At 52.1% G+C, this 20,263-nt stretch carries 15 protein-coding genes and 1 pseudogene; 10 read left to right on the forward strand and 6 right to left on the reverse strand.

All coding sequences use genetic code 11. The features are described from left to right. Positions 1-138 precede the first annotated feature (138 nt). The gene (locus HMPREF1207_RS26210; protein WP_009673689.1) at positions 139-909 is read left to right on the forward strand and encodes a DeoR/GlpR family DNA-binding transcription regulator; all 771 of its coding nucleotides are present in this window, start codon (positions 139-141) and stop codon (positions 907-909) included. Between the two features lie 83 nt (positions 910-992). Here HMPREF1207_RS26210 and HMPREF1207_RS26215 read toward each other — a convergent pair whose 3' ends face one another. Continuing rightward, positions 993-2,267 (reverse strand): MFS transporter, encoded by a 1,275-nt coding sequence (locus HMPREF1207_RS26215; RefSeq protein ID WP_009673776.1) that lies wholly within the window; start codon positions 2,265-2,267, stop codon positions 993-995. A gap of 197 nt (positions 2,268-2,464) precedes the next feature. Between HMPREF1207_RS26215 and HMPREF1207_RS26220 the strand changes: the two genes are divergently transcribed. The 4 genes from HMPREF1207_RS26220 to HMPREF1207_RS26235 all read left to right on the forward strand — a co-directional run bounded on the left by HMPREF1207_RS26220 (position 2,465) and on the right by HMPREF1207_RS26235 (position 8,989). After that, positions 2,465-3,364: a winged helix-turn-helix domain-containing protein gene (locus HMPREF1207_RS26220; protein WP_231392183.1), complete on the forward strand. Its 900-nt coding sequence runs from the start codon at positions 2,465-2,467 to the stop codon at positions 3,362-3,364. Positions 3,365-3,716: 352 nt separating this feature from the next. Beyond that, positions 3,717-5,534: an APC family permease gene (locus HMPREF1207_RS26225; protein WP_009673641.1), complete on the forward strand. Its 1,818-nt coding sequence runs from the start codon at positions 3,717-3,719 to the stop codon at positions 5,532-5,534. Positions 5,535-5,799: 265 nt separating this feature from the next. Beyond that, positions 5,800-6,411: a biliverdin-producing heme oxygenase gene (locus tag HMPREF1207_RS26230; RefSeq protein WP_009673849.1), complete on the forward strand. Its 612-nt coding sequence runs from the start codon at positions 5,800-5,802 to the stop codon at positions 6,409-6,411. Positions 6,412-6,433: 22 nt separating this feature from the next. Continuing rightward, positions 6,434-8,989 (forward strand): diguanylate cyclase domain-containing protein, encoded by a 2,556-nt coding sequence (locus HMPREF1207_RS26235; protein WP_009673597.1) that lies wholly within the window; start codon positions 6,434-6,436, stop codon positions 8,987-8,989. A gap of 81 nt (positions 8,990-9,070) precedes the next feature. Here the strand turns inward: HMPREF1207_RS26235 and HMPREF1207_RS26240 are convergent, their stop codons facing one another. Next, positions 9,071-9,985, reverse strand: a complete 915-nt coding sequence (locus HMPREF1207_RS26240; RefSeq protein WP_009673730.1) for a hypothetical protein — start codon at positions 9,983-9,985, stop codon at positions 9,071-9,073. 333 nt (positions 9,986-10,318) lie between these two features. Here HMPREF1207_RS26240 and HMPREF1207_RS26245 point away from each other — a divergent pair, with 333 nt between their 5' ends. After that, positions 10,319-11,596 (forward strand): Nramp family divalent metal transporter, encoded by a 1,278-nt coding sequence (locus HMPREF1207_RS26245; RefSeq protein ID WP_009673738.1) that lies wholly within the window; start codon positions 10,319-10,321, stop codon positions 11,594-11,596. Between the two features lie 175 nt (positions 11,597-11,771). Here the strand turns inward: HMPREF1207_RS26245 and hflX are convergent, their stop codons facing one another. After that, a complete protein-coding gene (hflX, locus tag HMPREF1207_RS26250) occupies positions 11,772-13,064 on the reverse strand; it encodes a GTPase HflX (RefSeq protein ID WP_009673822.1) in 1,293 nt (430 codons plus the stop codon). A 470-nt stretch (positions 13,065-13,534) separates the two neighbouring features. Between hflX and HMPREF1207_RS26255 the strand changes: the two genes are divergently transcribed. The 3 genes from HMPREF1207_RS26255 to HMPREF1207_RS26265 all read left to right on the forward strand — a co-directional run bounded on the left by HMPREF1207_RS26255 (position 13,535) and on the right by HMPREF1207_RS26265 (position 16,315). Beyond that, complete coding sequence (locus HMPREF1207_RS26255; protein WP_016424160.1) at positions 13,535-14,584, forward strand: hypothetical protein; 1,050 nt, start codon at positions 13,535-13,537, stop codon at positions 14,582-14,584. A gap of 176 nt (positions 14,585-14,760) precedes the next feature. Then, complete coding sequence (locus HMPREF1207_RS26260) at positions 14,761-15,282, forward strand: TetR/AcrR family transcriptional regulator (RefSeq protein WP_009673775.1); 522 nt, start codon at positions 14,761-14,763, stop codon at positions 15,280-15,282. Between the two features lie 70 nt (positions 15,283-15,352). Then, positions 15,353-16,315 carry an SDR family NAD(P)-dependent oxidoreductase gene (locus HMPREF1207_RS26265; RefSeq protein WP_009673692.1) on the forward strand — a complete coding sequence of 321 codons (963 nt, stop codon included), beginning with the start codon at positions 15,353-15,355 and terminating at the stop codon, positions 16,313-16,315. Between the two features lie 404 nt (positions 16,316-16,719). Here HMPREF1207_RS26265 and HMPREF1207_RS26270 read toward each other — a convergent pair whose 3' ends face one another. Beyond that, entirely contained in the window at positions 16,720-17,598 is an 879-nt protein-coding gene (locus tag HMPREF1207_RS26270; RefSeq protein WP_009673755.1) for a PhzF family phenazine biosynthesis protein, read from the reverse strand. 78 nt (positions 17,599-17,676) lie between these two features. After that, positions 17,677-18,164: pseudogene (locus tag HMPREF1207_RS28960) on the reverse strand (IS1595 family transposase); the annotation flags it as partial. Positions 18,165-18,278: 114 nt separating this feature from the next. Between HMPREF1207_RS28960 and HMPREF1207_RS26275 the strand changes: the two are divergent. Then, on the forward strand, positions 18,279-18,608 hold the full coding sequence (locus tag HMPREF1207_RS26275; protein WP_009673560.1) for a DUF3892 domain-containing protein: 330 nt from the start codon (positions 18,279-18,281) through the stop codon (positions 18,606-18,608). 53 nt (positions 18,609-18,661) lie between these two features. Here the strand turns inward: HMPREF1207_RS26275 and HMPREF1207_RS26280 are convergent, their stop codons facing one another. Further along, positions 18,662-20,026, reverse strand: a complete 1,365-nt coding sequence (locus HMPREF1207_RS26280) for an Ig-like domain-containing protein (protein ID WP_009673845.1) — start codon at positions 20,024-20,026, stop codon at positions 18,662-18,664. Positions 20,027-20,263 lie beyond the last annotated feature (237 nt).

Genomic DNA, 20,263 nt, shown 5'->3' on the forward strand with positions numbered 1-20,263 from the left:
TGTGCCACAAACATAGATAATCACTTATAAATCCGACGCGATGCGGAAGGTTGACAGAAGAGAGACTAGCTTTTACACTGTAGAAAAACAACATCATTCAACATGTGAAATGGAAATAGTTGATGCCGGAGGCCGCTTATGTCCTTGACTTATGAAGACAGAAGGAACACGATCTTAAAGCAGTTGGACTTGGAAGGAAAAGTACAGGTTCACCTGCTTTCCGCCGAATTTAACGTCTCGACGGAAACGGTCCGCAGGGATTTGGATCGTCTGGAGAAAGAAGGCAAGCTGCGCAAAGTTTACGGCGGTGCCGTTAAAGTGAGGTCCGACCGGGTTGAGCCGCCGTTTCTTAAGCGCGCACAGATGATGCAGCGGGAGAAAGCTTCTATCGGCAAACTGGCGGCTTCGCTGATCGGCGAAGGAGAGACTGTCATTCTGGATAACGGGACGACGACGATCGAAATTTTGCGTCATCTCCAGAACCGGCCCGACGTGACGCTGATCACGCATTCCGTGCCGATATTAGCGGCTGCGATGGATACGTTTGCGGGCAAAATCATTTTTGCCGGAGGCGAAATCAATCGGCATTATCAGGCCGCAACCGGCGCTTTGACGGATCAACTGCTCGATCAGTTTAAGGTGAACAAAGCTTTTATCTCGGTCGGTGGGATATCGCTGGTCGACGGCATTACCGATTATCATCTGGACGAAGCCGTTCTGTCTCGGAAAATTATGCAGCGGGCGGAGGAGTCCATTCTCGTGACGGACCACACCAAATTCGGCGTGACGACCTTTGCCCGTGTGTCCAAGCTGGAGGAAGTTTCGATGGTGATTACGGATTCGGGGTGTCCGCGGGACTGGATCGACAGTGTGGAGGCGCTCGGAATCGAAATGCGGATAAGTTCATAAGAAGCGGCACGAACGTAATTCGGATCGGATAACGGTCCAATCGGAAAAGACAGGAGCGAATAAGCTCCTGTCTATTTGGTCGTTCAGGCGGCTTCCTTCGCCGCTTGCTCCGCTCTTTTCCTCGCCAGAGGGGGAAGAACGAGCAGGTAATACAAGCCCAGAGCCAATTCGGCCGCTCCCACGACATAGAAAATGGATTCGACGGACATGTGCGCCGGAAAGGCGTAGGCGATCCATGCCTGCATAGCCGTGAATGTCAGCATCATAATCGGCTGAATAAGCGCTTGAACCCGGCCCATCATACGGGCTTCGGTCACCTGGGCAAGCCAGCCGAAGAACGCGACGTTGCACAGCGGGATAGACAAAGCGTACAGCAGATACAGAGCCATGAACGTCACTGTATCCGCGGCCAGCGCCTGCAGGAGATGGGTAACGGCGCCCAGGAAGAAGCTGGCGATGATCATGCCGTACAGCGGGATTTTTTTGGCCAGCCGGACGGAAACGATACTGCCGATCAGCATCCCGGCACCGAGCACGGCAGTCATCCCGATCTGCAGCGATTCGTAAGTATCCGGGGCCAGCTTATACTTGAGGCTGAACAGGTACATGACGCTGCCGCCTCCGTTAGCCAGTCCGAGAATAAGGATGCCGGCCAGAAGCGAAAGCACGATGGAGTGACGCCGGACGTAAATGAGCCCGCTGGCGAAGTCTTGACCCACTTGTTTGAGTTTCAGCGTCCGCCAGGACGCGGGCCCGTTAGGCTGACGCACTTCCTGGGGAATATTGCAGCGCATGATAAGCAGGGCGGAAATCACAAAGCTGACCATGTCGATCGCGACCGATCCGAGGATTCCGGAGTACCAGTAGCTCACCGCCCCCAGGCTGGTGCCAAGCAGAACGAAGGCGCTCATCAGCATCTGATTCATCCCCATTGCCGCAGGCATTTGCGCCGGATCAAGGACGCCCCGCACCAAGGCCGCATTCGCCGGATGAAACATTTTGCTGACGGCGCTTCGGATGAACAGAACGGCGAAAACGAGAGGCATCCACCCCCATGCTATAGCGCCTAACAGCAGCAGGCTCAGCCCGGCATTGACGGCATCGCAGCTTACCGCGATTTTTTGGCGGTCGAAACGGTCCGCCGCAACGCCGGTCAAGAAGAAGAGAAACAGGGTGGGGAGGGAGTACATCATTTCCGTCAGGGTCGCGTAGGCCGGCTGCGTGCTGAATTTATCCAGCATGTAAAAAGCGAATGCCGTCAGCCCGGTAACCGAGCCGATCTGCGACAGAAGCTGCGCCCCGAAAAGATAGGCATAATTGCGGTTTTTGAACAGGCCGAGCAGAGTATCCGTTTGCATAATTCGGGCTCCTCTTTTTTCCAGGGTGAGTGATGGTTATAAAATAGCACATATAGTTCAATGAAACAAGAACTAAATTATAAGTCTGTAAAATTAGAACATTATTTAAAATTATGAAATCCGAAACCGTTGGGATAAGTCTGCCGGATGTGGTAATCTTATCGTATCGAAGTTTGCGAGAGGGGTGTGAAGTGAAAATGACTTACGAGATCGAAACCGCGTTCTCACCGGTTCACGAATGTCTGCTCAGTTTCCTTTTATATAAACGAAGACAGAACATCAAATATTTGTACGTCGGACCTTCCTGGCACCAGCAGATTCAGGATATTATGGATCCTGCTTATCTGGATAAGCTGGACGCGCTGGACGATCTTACGTTCGTCGATCTGCTCTCGGTGCTGGTCGATCAGTGTCCAGACGCAACTTCTATGGAGATCTTCCTGGAATGGATAAGCACGCTTTCGGCGGGTGAGCTGTACGAACGGCTCGCTTCCTATATGGCGGACGGAAAGAACCCCGTCTGGCTCCATTTGGGAGAGCAAAGAGATTTGTTCACGGAGCTGCTCTCGGTCTGGCAGGAGAAGTATATGGACCGGTGGACGGGCATGGATGCTCTGAGAGAAGGAGCGCGGGAGGTAGAAGAGGCGGTGCGCACAGGCAAGAAGGCGGAGGATATCGTGGATGCTTTCGTGACCGGAATGCGGATTGAACTGACCGCGATCCGGAAAGTTCACCTGATCCCGGCGTATCATTTCCGGCCTCTGCATACGTTTGCCGTCTTCAAAGACAAAATCAATATTTTGTACCCGCATGATATAGAGAAACCCGATATCTTTACTGTTTCCGCTGCCGCCAAAGCTCTATCCGACGAGAAAAGGCTGGAGATTCTGAAGCTTTTATCCGTTCAAAGAAGATCGTTCACAGACATCTCGAAAGAGATCGGCGGGGCAAAAGGCAACGTTCACCACCATCTCATGACCCTTCGAATGGCGGGGCTAGTCAGTGTCCATCTTACCGACGAAGCCACTTTCCTGGCTTTAAGGCCGGGGCTGTCGGAGAGATTGAAGCATCAACTGGATCATATTTTAAAGGGCTGATCCGGCATCCCGCCAAAAAACACGTAAATCGATCAGATAATGAGCCGAAGACGGGATTGCTTGTAGAAAAGCTTTTTTTTCGAGGTAAAACGTTCCGATTTGCGCGATTTCACGCCTATTTCTTCCGCCGTCGCCGCCTTGGGGTGGCTATACTTAATTTTGCTCAACCGCTTCATAAGCAGCGTACCCGATGCCGCCGGAATCTCATGTTCCCGCGGTTTTTTGGTCCCGAATTTTTTTGTTTTTAATTGGATATCCCGGCGTTAAAAATAAAATAATAACCTGAAAAGCGGGACATACGCTGTGAAGCAAAGGCGTTCAGGGCAGAAGAAAATGGAGAGGAAGTATCGCCATGGTCGGTAAATTTAAAAGATTGCTAATCGGACGCCCTATGAAAAGCGCGGAAATCGAAGGAGAGAAACTTAACAAGCTCAAGGCGCTTGCCGTCCTGTCTTCCGATGCGCTGTCTTCCGTCGCATACGGGACCGAGCAAATCCTCATCGTCCTGATGGCCGCAGGTTTTACGGCACTCTGGTATTCGGTTCCCATTTCACTGGGCGTACTCGGTCTGCTGCTTATTCTCATCTTGTCCTACCGGCAAACCATTTTTGCCTATCCTACCGGGGGCGGCGCCTATATCGTCGCGAAAAATAATCTCGGCGTTCATACCGGCCTGCTGGCCGGCGGCTCGCTGCTCGTGGACTACATCCTTACGGTAGCCGTGAGTTCTTCCGCGGGAACGGACGCCATTACGTCGGCGTTTCCTTCCCTGCACGATCACCGGGTGCTGATCGCGCTGACGATGATCCTCTTTCTGACGATCATGAACTTGAGAGGCATCACGGAATCCGCATCGGTGCTCGCTCTGCCGGTTTATTTATTCGTCGTTTCGATCTTTGTGCTGATTATTTCCGGCGTGGTCAACTATTTCACCGGCGGCGTTCATGCCGCCGTGCCCGAGATGAGTACGACCGTATCGAATATCAGCCTGTTCCTGATCTTGAAAGCATTCAGTTCGGGCTGCTCGGCGCTGACCGGAGTCGAAGCGGTCTCGAACGCCATTCCGAACTTCAAAAAACCGGCCGAACGCAACGCGGCGGCGACACTGGTCATGATGGGCACGATTCTCGGTGCCATGTTCATCGGGATCAGCCTTCTCGCGTACTGGTACGGCATCGCGCCGAGCGAGAAGGAAACCGTCGTTTCGCAAATCGCGAACGCCACCTTCGGCCGCGGATTTATTTATTACTTCATTCAGGGCGTTACGGCGCTGATCTTGTTTTTGGCCGCCAATACGGCGTATTCGGCTTTTCCGCTGCTTGCCTTTATGCTGGCGAAGGACAAATTCATGCCCCGGATGTTTATGGTCCGCGGCGACCGTCTCGGATTTTCGAACGGGATTATCAATCTGGGCGTCTTGTCCGCGCTGCTCGTTATCGTATTCAACGGGGATACCGAAAACCTGATCCCTCTGTACGCCTTGGGGGTGTTTATCCCCTTCACGCTTTCCCAGCTCGGGATGATGGTCCGCTGGATCAAACTGAAGCCGTCCGGCTGGCTCGGGCGCTTTATCGTCAACACGATCGGCATGTTAACGACGTTAACGATTTCCCTGATCTTTGTTTTCACGAAGTTCAGCCAGATCTGGATGGTGTTTTTCTTCCTGCCGCTTGTCATCTTTATTTTTATCCAGACCAAACGCCATTACGAAAATACGGCCGACCAGCTCCGCATCGACCTTGCCCGCGACAAACCGCTGATCAAAGGCAACACGATTGTCGTCCCGATCGCCGGAATCACTCAGGTCGTGAAACAATCGCTCGGCTACGCCAAATCCGTTACGGACAATGTGGTGGCCGTCTATGTCGGTTTTAACGATGAGGATATCGAGCGCATGGAGAAGAAGTGGGAGGAGTGGGACCCCGGCGTGCGGCTGATCGTACTTCGTTCGAGCTACCGCAGCATTATCCGGCCGCTCATCAAGTTTGTCGATACGGTGGAGTGGAAAACGGCGGAAACCGACCACATCACGGTATTGATCCCGCAGTTTATCACCAAACACTGGTGGCAGCATATCCTGCACAATCAGACCAGCCTGCTGCTTAGAGCCTACCTGTTTAACCGCAAAGATGTGGTCATCGCGACGGTTCCTTATCACTTGAACAAGTGAAAAATAACTCGAAAAATCCGCGAAGCACGCGGATTTTTTTATTTCCAGGGAAAGTATGCGATGATTTCCCGGTCAGATCCTGCGCCGCTGCTCCAGAGAGGGGAACCGGCTCTTTCAAACAACTGATTCGCTGGAAAATGAAGATGGGAAATATCCCATATTTTGCGGGAAAGCGCCGGACTTCTTTAGAGCGCTGTACCGGCTTGGATGCTTTTATCCCGTGCTTTTGCTATCATTATAAAAAACAGGATAAGGGGAAATCGTAATGACAACAACTATCGTCAGCCGGTTAAGAGAAGAAACGGCGCCCTTTCACGACCAGATCGAGCAGAACGCGTATGCGAAAGCGATTATGGACAAATCTTTAACGATGGAAACTTACAAGACTTATCTCGAGAAATTTTACGGCTTTATTCTGCCGTCGGAAAAAGCGCTTAGCGCGCTGCCTGAATGGGAGAAGCTCGGTTTCGATATCGAATCCCGCTTGAAAACGCCCCTTCTCGAAAACGATTTGGAGCAGCTTGGTCTGACGAAGCGGCAAATCGAAGAACTCCCCCAGTGCGGCAATCTTCCGGATGTCTCCACACTGCCCCGCGCCCTCGGCTATTTGTACGTGCTGGAAGGGTCCACGCTTGGCGGGCAATTGATTACAAAGCAATTGAAGGCGATTCTTTCGGTAGATCCGGAAGTGAACGGGTGTTATTTCAACAGCTATGGAGCGGAGCTCCGGACCAAGTGGAGCGAATTCCGCGAGTTTCTTTTGGAGAATGTGAAAGAAGAAGAGCAGGAACAGGTCCTTGCCGCGGCCAAAGAAACCTTTATCCTCCTGGATCAATGGCTGAAGGAAGCCCCCGGGAGTCATGCGGCTGTAATTTAAAAAATAAGGGGCGGATGCCTTTATGGCGGATAGAAGCAACGCGAAAGATCCGGAGGTTCTGAACCGGACTCTTTTAACGGAAGGGAATTTTGCCTCCCTGGATGAAGAGATTGACCTGACCAATTGTGACAAGGAGCCTATTCATATTCCCGGCCTTATTCAGCCGCACGGTGTCCTTCTTGCCGTTACCAACACGACGGAGCAGCCCTTAATCGTCCAATGCAGCCGGAATGTCGATCTCTTGTTGGGCCGCACTACGGAGGAGCTTCTGGGACGACCGCTGGAAGAGGTTGTGGGTAAGGCGCAGCTTGCCGCTTTGCAGAAAGAACTCGGAAACCGGACGTTCGATCCTTCCAAGCTTCATTATATGAATATCAGCATTGAAGTCGGGGGCGAAGCCGTCTCCTTTTACGGGATTATGCATGAAAGCGAAGATCTGCTTATTCTTGAACTCGAACCTGCGTCCGATAAGGAAGAGACGAACTCTCTGGATTACCAATGGATCCAAACGTTCTTCTGCAAAATGAAGGGCGCGGGCAACCGGGTGGAAGCCAGCCAGATGGCGGCGGAACAGATCAAGGAGATGCTGGGCTACGACCGGGTGATGGTGTACGAATTCGACGAGGAATGGAACGGCAAGGTGATCGCGGAAGCGAAAGAAGAGGGGCTGGAACCGTTTTTGGGCCATCACTATCCCGCATCCGACATCCCCAAGCAGGCCCGGGAGCTGTATTTGAGAAACTGGTTGAGGATGATCGTCGATGTGTATTACAAGCCGGTCGAAATTGTTCCCACGCTTCATCCCGCTACAGGCAGACCGCTTAATCTCAGCTTATCCGTTCTGCGGAGCGTATCCCCTCTGCACATCGAATATTTGCAGAACATGGGAGTGGGAGCGACGACAACGATCTCGCTTATTCATGACAACAAGCTGTGGGGCCTGGTTACCTGCCACCACTATTCACCGAAATATATCACGCATCGGGTCCGCAATCTGTGCAACTTCCTGGGTTTCTTCTTCTCCAGTGAACTCTATCAAAGACAGCAGCTCGACGACTATCAGACCGAAATCGAACTGAAGACGATGGCGAACCGGATTTCCAATATTTTTATCGGAAATACCAGCGCGAATCGCGTCATAGAGCAGCTTAAACTGGAGGAAAAATCGCTTCTTCGGGTAATGAACGCCTCCGGGGTCGCCGTCTGCTACAAGGATAAGCTGGCTATATTCGGCAGCGCGCCGGAAAAAGAACAAATACGGGAACTGGCGTTCTGGATGTCCAGACAAGCCGACGATTACGAATATCATACATCGAGGCTCAGTCAGGAGCATCCGCCTGCGGCCGCATACAAGAAAAGCGCCTCCGGGGCGCTTTATCTGGCCCTGTCGCCGGACGGCAAAGATTATGTGATCTGGTTCCGGCCCGAAGTCGTGCAAGTCGTCAACTGGGCGGGAGACCCTTCCAAGGCCGTGCTTAGGGAGAACGACGGTGTCCGGCTGTCGCCGCGCAAATCGTTCGAGAAATGGAGACAGGTTGTCGAATCGTCGTCTCTGCCATGGAAAATCCAGGAGCTGCGGCAGTTATCCGATCTGAAATCCATCGTGCTCAAGCAGACGGAAAACCAGATGAGGCAGGCGGAGGAACAGGCTCAGCAAAATTCCCGCATTCTTAAGGAAAACGAGAAAAGGTATTTGCAGCTTATGGAGCTTTCCCCCGTTGCCTTCTTCACGATCACGGACAAGCGTATCGTTTACTGCAATGAACAGAGCGTGGAGCTTCTTCAAGCCGCCAACCCGGAAGAGCTGATCGGCAAAGCGGTGGCGGAATTCGTCCATCCCGATTTTCTTCCGGTTCTGCAGCAAAAAATGGCGGATCTGGACACCTCGGCGCTTTCGTTGTTTTCGATGAGCGGCCGATACGTAACCGTCACGGGAGGGGAGCTGCAGCTTGAGATTACCATGGCGAGCGTCGTGTACGACGGTAAGCCTTCCTTGTTTGCTATCGCGCGGCGCAGAGAGGAAGGGGAGAAAGAGCTGTTCTCGGAAGTCAGCAACCAGCTGCAGACGTTTATTAACACGGACTCCCTGACCGAAATGCCCAACCGCCGCTTCTTCGACGAGAATCTGGAGAAGGAGTGGAAGCGCGCCGCAGGTGCAGGATCGCCGGTTTCCCTGATTCTGATGGACATCGACCATTTCAAAGCCTACAACGCTTTGTACGGCTATCAGGGAGGAGACACCTGCCTGCAGTGGATGTCGGACATCCTCGTTGCGATCGGCAAGCCGAACGAAGCGGTGATCGCCCGGTACAGCGGAGGGACGTTCGTCCTCCGGCTGGAAGCTGCGATTGAGAAGGCCGTCGATTTGGCGGAACAGATCCGGCTCGGCGTCCTCTCCATGAAAATCCCGCAGACTCACAGCGACAGCGGTGATTACCTCACCGTCAGTCTGGGCGTGGCATCGGCTTATCCGGAGCCGGGGAGCGGTCCGGACGATCTCGTCTACGCGGCGGAACATGCGCTGCAGAAAGCGAAAAACGAAGGCAGAAACCGGGTGTCGGTTATCCCGCCGGTATAAGTGCGCGCAGAAAGACCCTGCAAAGGCTTAAACCCTTGCAGGGTCTTTTGGCTTTTGGCTAAAAGAGAAACATCCGCCGCGTCATTTGAATTTTATGGTGTCCAGGTAATAAAAGTTATACAGCCGGTCCCGACCGTCGTAAATTTTGGACCCGGATTCGAAATTGACGTACAGATCCGTTCCATAGAAGCTGATTCCTTCCGACATCGGAGGCATCGTCAACTGGCTTATTTTCGCGCCGCCCGATCCGCGCTTGTGAATGAGCAGTTTGCTGTCGTTGTTCCTGCCGCAGGACTGGCTGTACATAACCTTGTCCTTCGTCAGTGCCATGCCCTGGACACGATCAGGGGTTTTCCACGTGTAATCGGCTTTTGAAGCGAGATCTTCGTTAGCCGACAGGCGGTACCCGTACACCGTTCCTTGCGGCCCGGTCGTTGTGCAGGTGGCCCCCTTCGTGTAGGTGCCGATCCAGAGCACACCTTCCGAGAACGTTGCATAGGATGCCTGATGAGAAAGGGTATATTTTTTCATCACGATTTTGCTGTAATCGGGAAGACCGGTCAGGGAGGTGAGCGGAATACGAAACGCGTTTTTCCCCGAGGTCGCCCACAAGTAACGGCCGCTCACGGCTAATCCGCCGACATGCCCTGTATGCTTTTTGCCGCCGCTTTCATATAGATAAAAGGTTTTTAAGCGTTTTCCGGTCGTTTTGTCGGTGATCGAAATGCTGCTCGCTTCGGTATCGTTGCCGGAATACTGGGACGCGATAATCCATTTTTTGCTGGTCCATAGGGCGAGACCTTGAGGAACCCATTTCTTGTCGCTTTTCAGACCGGGGATGATGGGGCCCTCTTCGGCTGCGTTGAAAAAGCTCTTGTAGCGGGTTTTGTCCGCCGCCGCATAGGTTGTGGCAGGGGAAAACGCGGCCAATGAACCGAAAAGGAGCGTGCCTCCGAGAATAGCGCTGACGGAACTCCTCATCCATTTTCTTCTCATTGTATCCTCTCCCTTCTCTGTTTATTTACGTTTTCTGCCGAATAATCAAACAAATAAGGTCTTAATCATACAAACTAAAGTATTTATATACCCATCTAATGGAATTATTTGCGGATTTCGTTTTTCTCTCTAAAGAAAAGGTTAAAGACGATTAGGAAACGGCGCCCTGACGTAATAATTACATACAATAGTTCAGAGAATAGGTGAAAGTCGGGTCTCCTAGATATGTTTGATGGTTTACAAGCGGAAGAGAAGGGACTATAATCGAGTTAATATTTTGCGTGCGAGAAACATTTATGCACGCAGGTAACTTTTAGGCAAGAGGTGAGTACCATGGCTGAACAGGACATCACGAAATTTAAACGAACACCTCTTACCGCAGAATCCGTTTTGAGCGGGGACGTGAAGGGACTTAAACGATTGCTTCCTTTTCTGGGGCCGGCTTTTATCGCCGCGGTCGCTTATCTGGACCCCGGAAATTTTGCAACCAATATTACGGCGGGTTCTAAATACGGCTATATGCTGCTCTGGGTAATTGCCGTCTCGAATCTGATGGCGGTTCTTATTCAGGCTTTATCGGCGAAACTCGGCATTGCGACAGGGATGAACCTGCCGGAAGTCGCGCGCGAGCGGTTTCCGAAGCCGGTCTCGATCTTCTTGTGGATTCAGAGCGAGCTGGTCATCATCGCGACGGATCTGGCCGAATTCATAGGCGCGGCCTTGGGCCTGTATCTGCTGTTCGGCATTCCGATGCTGCCGGCCGCGCTGATTACGGCGGTAGGCTCCTTCGCCATCCTTGAACTGCAGCGGCGGGGGTACAGATCCCTGGAGGCCGGAATAGCCGGCATGATCTTGATTGTCGTCTGCTCCTTTGCGCTTCAGGTGATCAACGCACAGCCGGATGCGGGGGCGGTCGCCGCCGGTATTTTCACCCCGAAATTCCAGGGGGTCGACAGCATTTTGCTCGCGGCGGGTATGCTGGGGGCAACTGTTATGCCGCATGCCATTTATTTGCACTCGTCTTTGACTCAGAAACGGATTGTCGGCAAGAACGAGCAGGAGAAAAAACGGATTTTCAAACTTGAATTTATCGATATCGTTCTGGCGATGGTGATCGCGGGCGCGGTGAACATGGCGATGGTCATTATATCCGCCGCCTTGTTTTTCAAAAACGGGCTCGGTGTGGAGGAGCTGGACGAAGCGTTCCACAAGTTTTACGAGCTGGCCGGTCCGGTATCCGCCGTATCGTTCGGTCTGGCCCTCTTGATCGCGGGTCTTTCCAGCGCATCCGTCGGAACGTTAGCCGGGGACGTGGTCATGCAGGGCTTTATCAACAAACGGATTAATTTATATCTGCGCCGCGCCATTACGACCATTCCTCCGCTGGTAATTATCATTATGGGAATCGACGCGACCAGAGCGCTTATTATGAGCCAAGTTGTGTTATCGTTCGGCATCGCCTTCGCGTTGGTGCCCCTTCTGCTGTTTACGAGCAACCGCTCGATTATGGGAGGCCTCGTCAATCAGCGATGGACGACGTTTCTCGGCTGGATCATCGCCGCAATCGTTATTTTACTAAATTTATTTCTACTGGTTACCACGTTCATTTAACCGGCATCAGCCGTGCTGGCCGGCACTGTAAAGCCTCTCTGAATCAGAGAGGCTTTTTTCTATGGGACCCCGTCAGGCTATAAAGAAAAGATCCCCCCGCTGCCGCGTCAGGCGGACAACGAGGGGGATCTTATTTCGTTCATTTCGAGAGTCGAACCTGCTAAAAGCAATCGGTTTAATGGCCCGGGTAAGCCTGGCCTTCCGAAAGCGGAATGTAGGAACCGCGGTAGCGTTCCAGAACGGATTCCGGACATTCCACGGTAAGCCGTGCGCCGTCCGCCTCGTAGCGGATAGACCGGACGCGGGCGAATTCATTGAAATAAGCGGCCACATGGCTCTGGTCGTAAGGAACGAGCAGCTCGCACCGAACCTCGTGCCGGAAGACACGCTTCCGGATCTGCTCCGTCAATTCGGAGATTCCGGCTCTTCGTTTGGCGGAAATCACGACATTGCCGTTATCCGCGCAAGGAAACTCAAGAGAGGACAGGTCCGCCTTGTTGTACACGAGCAGCTTGGGGATATGATCGGCTCCAAGCTCCTTGAGCGTTTCCTCCGTTACCGCCATCTGCCGCTCATACACCGGGCTGGAACTATCGACGACGTGAAGCAGCAAATCCGCTTCCGCAACTTCTTCCAGCGTAGAGCGGAACGCTTTAACGAGATGGTGGGGAAGCTGGCTGACAAATCCGACCGTGTCGGTCAGCAGGAACGATCTGCCGTCCTGCAGCCGAATGCTGCGCACCGACGTCTCCAGCGTGGCGAACAGCCGGTCTTCCGCCATAACCTGCTTGCCGGGGCCGGGATTGTGCGCCTCCATCATGGCGTTCATCAGACTGGATTTGCCCGCATTCGTATAGCCGACGAGACAGACGACGGGAACTTCGGTCTTGCGGCGTTTCTTGCGCTGGGTTTGGCGATGGCTGACGAGCTGCTCCAGCTCCTTTTGAAGCATGACGATCCGCTCTTCGATTCTGCGGCGGTCAAGCTCCAGCTTCGTTTCCCCGGCGCCTCTGTTCTTAAGCCCCGAACCGCCGCCCTGCCGTCCGAGCGACTCGCGCAAACCGACCAGGCGGGGGAGCATATAGTGGAGCCGGGCAACCTCGACTTGAAGCTGGGCTTCTCTAGTACGGGCTCTCTCCGCGAAAATCGCGAGAATCAAGGCCGTCCGGTCCATCACGGTCCGGTTCAAGGCGGCTTCCAGATTGCGGAGCTGGGAAGGGGTGAGTTCGTCGTTGCAGATGACGAGATCGGCACCGTGCGTTTCGATAAGTTCGAGCAGCTCTTCGATCTTCCCTTTCCCGATATAGTGGGAAGGATTGCTGCGGGCCAGCTTTTGGGTCAGCATGCCGGCTTCTTCGATCCCGGCCGCGGCGGCCAGATTAGCGAGTTCCTCCATAAAATAGCCGAAATCCGTACGGTTACCCGGATGAATCCCGATAAGTATCGCTTTTTGTTTTTGTCGTTCCAAACTAATCATCCTCTCGATACAAAATAAAAAACAGCACAAGAATATTTCCCGTGCTGAAGATACAAGAGGACCAGGCACAGAAATCGCGCGGATTTCCTGCCCTGCGGATATATAGGGTCTATGGATGCACCTCTTCGTTTAACCGTCCGAGGGTTACCTGTAAAATGACAGACCTATCCCGTAGTCCTCTGCACACAACACACAGAGTCTTTGACACCATCCTTAGATGTGCAAAGATCTGACCCGGATAAAATCCACCACACGTAACGCCTCCTCTGCTAAGATATAGTTACTTTATCACAACCGCTGCCGCCTTCCGAGGGACAGTTCCTTTATAGCCATTCTTTACAGGCTTTATAAAAGCGACCGTCAGCAAATCGCCGTGAACGATGCGCCATCCCGTGTTAAAATACATAGAGCTTAAAAACCAAAAAAGTCCATTCAAAACCAACCAAAAGGAAGCGGTATCTATGATATTCACCCCAGAGGAAGTACAGCGGATCAGAGAACAATCGCCAGGCATGGAGTCGGAGGGAGCTCTTACCGAAGAACTGCTTAACCTCATTTATCAAAACAGATGGTTTAAACTGTTCGTCCCGGACGATTTGAACGGCCGCATGACTACTCTTCCGGACGCTCTCCGGATTTTCCGGGAATGCTCGCGGGCAGACGGAAGTTTCGGATGGCTGGTGACCATCGGAGCGGGCGGCGGTTTTTTCGCTTCGTTAATGAAGCCGGAAGTCGGAGCGTCCTTGTTTACCGGTGAAAAAGCCGTCGTTGCGGGCAGCGGCGCGCCAACCGGTACAGCCAAGCGGGTCGAAGGCGGTTATCTGGTGAGCGGCCGCTGGAAATACTGCAGCGGCGCCGTCCACGCCACGATGTTCACCGCTAACTGTATAGTTGAGCCTGAAGGGCCGGAACGGGGAGAGAACGCGGAAATCCGTTCGTTTATTTTCACGCCGGATCAAGTCCGTATTCACCGGGACTGGAATACATTCGGCCTCAAGGGGACCGGAAGCCACAGCATGTCCGTTGCGGACCTGTTCGTCCCGGACAGAATGACGTTTCTCTTCACGGAAGTGCACGCCTACGGAGACGAGCTTATTTACCGGTACCCGTTTATCCCGTTTGCCCAAGCTTCTTTTGCCGCGGTTGCCCTAGGCATCGCCGCTCATTTCGCTGAAGCGGCCCGCGACTACATCCGCGTGAAGGAGCGGAAAGCGAACGTTCAGAGGAAGCTGGAAGAGCAGGAGGCTCTTCTGAGCAGGACCGAATCCGCTTTCTATTCGGCAATAACGCGCTCATGGGACGAGCTTGTCCTGCATGGAAGCATGTCCGAGGCTGATGAGAAGCAGGTATCCGAACAGTGCCTGAGCGCCGTACGCAGCATGCTTACCGGTACGTTTGAGCTGTTTTCGCTGCTGGGTTTGTCGGCGGCTATGGAAGACAGTCCGGTTAACCGGACGTGGAGAGATCTGCAAACCGTATGTCAGCACAGCCTGCTTTTGCCGGAAGAATAAGGGGGCGGACTCCTTTCCTTTTCAAACTAACGCGATGTAAAAGAGAGTCAGACTGTCCGCAGTCTGATTTTTTTTGTTAAAAAATACTTGCAAGTTTGCACGGAGTGGCATATGATGGGTCTAAATTAGTGATTGGCCAATCAATAACTGAAATTGAGAAGAAAGGAGCCAGCTCTATGGTCAAAAAAAATACGTCCTCCGCGAGCCGCCGGACCGATATCGTATCGGCCGCTATCGAAGTATTTGCGGAAACCGGCTATTATCGGGCGACTACGGCACAGGTTGCCGAACGCGCAGCTATTTCCCAGCCGTACGTGTACCGTTTTTTCACCAAAGAGTCGCTGCTCGTTGAAGCTCTTGAAGTTTCGTGGCAGCGGATAGAAACGGCTTTCCGGCAGGTGCTGGAATCCGCTTCGCCCGATACGCTGGAGAGAGGCTTCATTAAAGCGTACGAAGGCATTTTGGTCGCTCACGGGAGCGAAATCCTGCTTCAAATGCAGGCTCAGACGATCCGGGAGGAAGCGGTCCGGAAGACGATGCAGGAGGGGATGAGCCGCATTAAACGGCTTGTGTTGAACGCTTTTGAAGAGGCGGAGATGGAAGACGCGGAGCGGCGGACATCGGATTTTCTGGCCAGAGGCATGCTGTGCAATGTGTCGATGGCGATCGGGCTGCCGGACCTGATGCTAAAAAAATAAAACAGGCATCGGGAAAATTTTTTTAACAGATAGTAATTGGTCAATCAATAACATAAAAGGAGCGGTTTTAATGAAAAAAGCGGTTGTATTGGGTGCGACAGGCGGAGTGGGAACGACTCTTACGGAGGAGCTGGTCCAGAGAGGGATAGAAACGGTCGCTTTCGGCCGATCCGCCGCTAAACTGGAAAAGCTGAAGCTGGAGCTGGGAAATCCCCCGCATCTCAAGCTGGTAAAGGGAGATGCCTTCGAGTCCGCCGATATTATCAAAGCCGCGGAAGGCCCCGATGTTTTGTTTCACAGCGCGAACATTCCTTACCACGAGATGGAATCGAGACTTTTGCCTCTTGGCGAAGCCGTTATGAAAGCGGCCGAGCACCTGGCCATTAAAGTTGTCGTGGTGGACGGAATTTATCCGTACGGCAGGAGAACCGGCGCGGCGAAGGCGGAGGAGGATCACCCCAAACAGCCGCATACGCGTAAAGGCAAAGTGAGGCTTGCGTATGAGCAGATGATTTTCGCATCCCGCTGGAAGAGAGCGAAGCCGCTTATCGTTCGGCTTCCCGATTACTACGGTCCTTCCGCGCAGGCTTCTTATCTTTCCGTAACCATGGAAGCGATAGCCGCTGGGAAGCCGACTATTTTTATCGGCAATATGACCGTTCCGCGGGAGTATGTGTACTTGCCGGACGCCTCCAGGATGATTGTCGAGATTGCCGGCCGTGACGGTACCGAGGGTCAGAACTGGCACATTCCGGGACCGGGACTTTTGTCGGGAAAAGAGCTCGTTCAGCTCGCTCAGCGGGCCAGCGGCAAACGGAAAGCGGTATACCCGCTCCGACGTATGAGCTTGTCGCTGGCAGGTCTTTTTAACCCCGTAATGAAGGAAGTCGTCGAAATGCTCTACTTGACCGAAGAACCGTTCGTATTGAGCGGCCGGAAGTATGAGAAGGAAATCGGCCCGATCATTTGGACGCCTCATGAGAAAGCTGTTTCCGATACGATTCACGCTCTGATGAATAAAAAGAAAGCATAACTATCCGTACTGTATTTCAGTTCCGTTAGATCGGGCAAAACCTTTTCGCAGCCCGCCGCCTTTTATAAAAGTAGGCTATGTTAAACTCTAATATTGATTTTTAAGCATAAGAAAACCGCCTTAGTGAATAAGGCGGTTCATTGAGCTATCGTCTCCCGTTAGTTCAATGCAACTACGTGTCGTTCACGATCTTCTACGCAAACGGCCTAGCATTGCGGGAGGGGCTTGTTCGATGGCCTCGAGGAACGCAAAACGATCAAAATCAAGGAAAACGACAGGTTGGATGAAGAACTGTTAACCCGTCTGCTTACGCAAGCATCCTCTGCTATCTAGCCTCGCAGTAGCAGAATAAGCCTGTTTGCCCCCTATGGTACGGTGGCTGCAAACAGGCTTTTTGATTCCGCTTATATCATGATATGTCTTCGTTCAATGCCAGCCACTGCACCGCCGACCCGAACCTGATTGATTTCACCGCTCTCGCTCAGGCGCAATCCTGCCTTGATTTCAGAAGGACAATCCATCGAATACCCTTGCCTGAACATGACATTCTCTACTTCCCGCAAAGATCGTTGGCCATGTTGGTACAAATAGCTGAGCAGGGCACCGTTGGATGTTCCTGTCGCGCTCTCCTCGGGAATATCGTACAGCGGCGCAAAATTCCGGCATTCCGCTGCAGCATCGTCTGGAGTATCCATCGTGAACAGATGATATCCAACCACATCATATTTTTCGCTGATGGCGGTTATGGCATCAAAATTTGGCTGAACCTCATTCAAGAGCTTCCTGCTGCGGATCGGGATCATAATGTCGCGCAGGCCCGTCGAAACAATCTGGATGGGCAACCCGGTTTCCAGATCCTCGGCATCCATCCCCAAAGATGGGGCGATTTCCTCACAGGATATCCTTTCAAGAAATTGTGGTAAAGCCTGTGACAAATAAACAAGACCCTCGGAGCTAATATCGACATCCAGAATCCCTGCCTTGGTTTCTATCGAATAGGAGGTCCCTTCCTTTGACAAACCCAGCGAATGCATTAGTCCAAACGCAGCAATCGTGGCGTGTCCGCACAGATCAACTTCGCTGGCGGGGGTGAAATAGCGGATTTTGTAATCCGCAAGCAGGGATTTTTTCATAAAGGCCGTCTCCGAAAGGCCCAATTCCTTCGCTATGAGCTGCATTTCGGCAGCATCCAGAGAAAGGCCATCCTCCAAGACAACGCCTGCTGGATTACCGCCACGCTCCCCTTTCGCAAACGCATTTAACGTATACACTTCCACATTCATGTTCCGCTCGTCCTCTCTTTATCTTCGAAAAACCGATGTGCGCAACCGCACGTCCCACTCGGCTCTATGATCTTCCTTTTATCGATTTATTACTAGGTAAAGACGACAGGAGCGATTGAATTGTTGCGTTAATCTGCCCGTTAGCTTAACAAGAATAAGCAGACAGCCGAAACTTTTTATTCGATGAGGTATTTTCATATTCCTTGCTGTCTAAAAAAACGGAACCAAGCCAAATAATGTTGCGAATATTTGGTTGCAACACCATTGAAGCGGTCCATCCATTTCTTCAAGCGGCTGTGGTAGCTGTTTACGTTTTGGATGTGGTATACGCCTTTCACACGTTGTTTACCATCGGATTTGAATCGGTAATGAGCCAAACCTTTTGTATTCGCATAAGAGCTAAATGCCCTCCACGAATCCGTGCAAAGCACGTTTGAGTCGGATAGATGTCCACCAATCGCTTTATCCAACTTCGTTGTCTTAATGCGCCCACGCCCAAGAACGCCAGAGTAGGTCATCTTCTGACGGTCACGGGCTACGAGGACGCAAACCTGGTCGTTGCACAAGTGATATTAACTATATTTTAGAACATTTGTTCGTAATAATCAAATAACAATATTTAGATTTAACATAGCCTAAAAGTAAGTAAAAACAGGCATGCTATAACCGAGGTGATTCCGATGAATGAAAGACCGACGAATACCGATTTCGAAGCGATTTACGAGAATTACAAGCAGCAGGGAGAGCTGCAGGCCGTTCAGGAGCAGACGGAAGCCGCGGCTTCGGACGGTTTGGAATCGATCGTGGCTGTCCGCAAAAACGAGGACGGGGACATTATTGCCGTTAAAACGTCTTCCGGACGCGAGCTCGATTATGTCTCCGCCTTGAACGAAGCCAAATCCGGCGCTTTGGCCCATGTGGACGTGTTTCACCGGTACGGCCGGGATATTCTCCGCAGCGAGCCCGACGGAGTTAAGTCGAACAATCTGGATCAGCTGCCTCCTTTTTAGGGAGCATGCGGAAGAGCCCGACGAGGTCGGGCTCTTTTTTACGTGCGAAATAGTCAATGAGGGCTGTAAATGGAATAAGCGAAATGATACAGCGAATTATCGTTGGCGTTCAGTTGTGTTCCGCCGGAGTATACGAGAAGAGGGATAATATCGTAATAGTGGGTTGAAGCGTAGCCGTAGAACAAATTTTGTCCGATGGCAGGCTGTATTCCGTTGATCGTTACGCTGAAGGTTCCGTTGCTGCTCGTCGTACCCGTTCCGCTATAAATTTTGTTGTTAAGTTTGGTTTGTATATAGACGGTAATCGGAGCATTGAAAGCAGGTGCTCCCGAAGCGTCTTTGGCGAGACCGGTCACGGTCATGTAATTTTGGATCCTCCATTTGTTTCCTTCTCCGTAATTGATACGCTGTCCGGCGTCGACATTCGGCTCCGATTTAATGCTTACGATATCTACCGAAGTCGGAACTTTGTACTCGCTGAAAGTTAGTGAATACGGAACAGAAGCGTTATACGAATTCAAGGATACAACCCGCAGATAGTAGGTGCCGGGGGTCAGGGAGCCGTCCACATCTTTGTTCTGGTCCACTGTACCGAGCGATCCTAAATTCTGGTTGAAAATCTGCAGCTGATAGGTTGTGCCCGGTGCGCTGTTGGCCAGTTTGATATGGAAGGATTTTGCGGCGGTAACGGTATATTTGATCCAATCGGCGTCCAGGCTGTTGTCGATCGTCTGGCCGCTGACCGTAAACGAATCTGTTTTCTGCTGGGCATGCCAGATATTATCGTCCGGCTCAGCGGTATCGTAGGATGCCGATTCTACAACCGTAAAGTAATAAGACGTATTGGCATCGAATCCCGTGTAGGCCGAAACCGCCAGGAAGTAAATACCTGCGGGTGCTATCCGGCTGATTTGCTCATTGGATTGAGGACCGTAGGAGGAAGTCTCCTGCTCCACCAAACTGCTCGTTGCCGGGTCGTACCGGAATAAATGAAGATCGTAATCAATGGAGGCGGAAGGAATCGTTTGAAGATATGCGGTCAGTTTGCCCGGAGCGTTCGTTTGGAAGACGTACCACCGCTGTCCGCCCGCTTCCGTAATTTTATCCGCATAAACGGCTCCCGTTACGACTTGCGCCGCATTGTTCGGATTGTTGTTAAGCGCGGCATTCACGTTCACGGTTAATCCTTGACCGCGAGCCGCTTTATCCAGCGACAGAGGAGCTTCAAGAGGCTTGCGGGATTCCGGCAGAGCGTCGCGCTGGGACTTGAAATCGGTCGGAGAGGTTAATTCACCTCCCTTTACGACAGGCGGCGTTGCTGCAGGCAGTACCGACGCGGACGCTTCCGCTTGTCCGGCTAGCCCGCTTAATAGGGCCGAGCCTGCGATAGCGAGTGACAAAAACCATTTTTTCAACATGTGTCTCTTCCTCACCTTCTCCATAAAATTACCGCGCAGGCGGTTTATATGTAAGCGCAGAACGCTTCATATCGGAAGACTTTATCAGTCGGGTATAAACTGCCGTGCAGTAATAACGTCCGGAGAAAGGAAGAGGGAGAATGATAGAATTCAAACGCCTACCAACATTTACCAAAATTCTAGCATGCGAGATTTTTAACTGTCAATAAATTCCATCTCCTACTTTAGCCTTATTTT

Source organism: Paenibacillus sp. HGH0039 (assembly GCF_000411255.1).
Taxonomy (GTDB): Bacteria; Bacillota; Bacilli; order Paenibacillales; family NBRC-103111; genus Paenibacillus_F.

Bases quoted from the DNA above. Each gene is read 5' to 3' on its own strand.
- HMPREF1207_RS26240 (WP_009673730.1), bottom strand. From the start codon at position 9,985: ATGAGAAGAAAATGGATGAGGAGTTCCGTCAGCGCTATTCTCGGAGGC.
- HMPREF1207_RS26245 (WP_009673738.1), top strand. From the start codon at position 10,319: ATGGCTGAACAGGACATCACGAAATTTAAACGAACACCTCTTACCGCA.
- HMPREF1207_RS26215 (WP_009673776.1), bottom strand. From the start codon at position 2,267: ATGCAAACGGATACTCTGCTCGGCCTGTTCAAAAACCGCAATTATGCC.
- HMPREF1207_RS26260 (WP_009673775.1), top strand. From the start codon at position 14,761: ATGGTCAAAAAAAATACGTCCTCCGCGAGCCGCCGGACCGATATCGTA.
- HMPREF1207_RS26220 (WP_231392183.1), top strand. From the start codon at position 2,465: ATGACTTACGAGATCGAAACCGCGTTCTCACCGGTTCACGAATGTCTG.
- HMPREF1207_RS26210 (WP_009673689.1), top strand. From the start codon at position 139: ATGTCCTTGACTTATGAAGACAGAAGGAACACGATCTTAAAGCAGTTG.
- HMPREF1207_RS26235 (WP_009673597.1), top strand. From the start codon at position 6,434: ATGGCGGATAGAAGCAACGCGAAAGATCCGGAGGTTCTGAACCGGACT.
- HMPREF1207_RS26275 (WP_009673560.1), top strand. From the start codon at position 18,279: ATGAATGAAAGACCGACGAATACCGATTTCGAAGCGATTTACGAGAAT.
- HMPREF1207_RS26255 (WP_016424160.1), top strand. From the start codon at position 13,535: ATGATATTCACCCCAGAGGAAGTACAGCGGATCAGAGAACAATCGCCA.
- HMPREF1207_RS26225 (WP_009673641.1), top strand. From the start codon at position 3,717: ATGGTCGGTAAATTTAAAAGATTGCTAATCGGACGCCCTATGAAAAGC.
- HMPREF1207_RS26265 (WP_009673692.1), top strand. From the start codon at position 15,353: ATGAAAAAAGCGGTTGTATTGGGTGCGACAGGCGGAGTGGGAACGACT.
- HMPREF1207_RS26230 (WP_009673849.1), top strand. From the start codon at position 5,800: ATGACAACAACTATCGTCAGCCGGTTAAGAGAAGAAACGGCGCCCTTT.
- HMPREF1207_RS26280 (WP_009673845.1), bottom strand. From the start codon at position 20,026: ATGTTGAAAAAATGGTTTTTGTCACTCGCTATCGCAGGCTCGGCCCTA.
- HMPREF1207_RS26270 (WP_009673755.1), bottom strand. From the start codon at position 17,598: ATGAATGTGGAAGTGTATACGTTAAATGCGTTTGCGAAAGGGGAGCGT.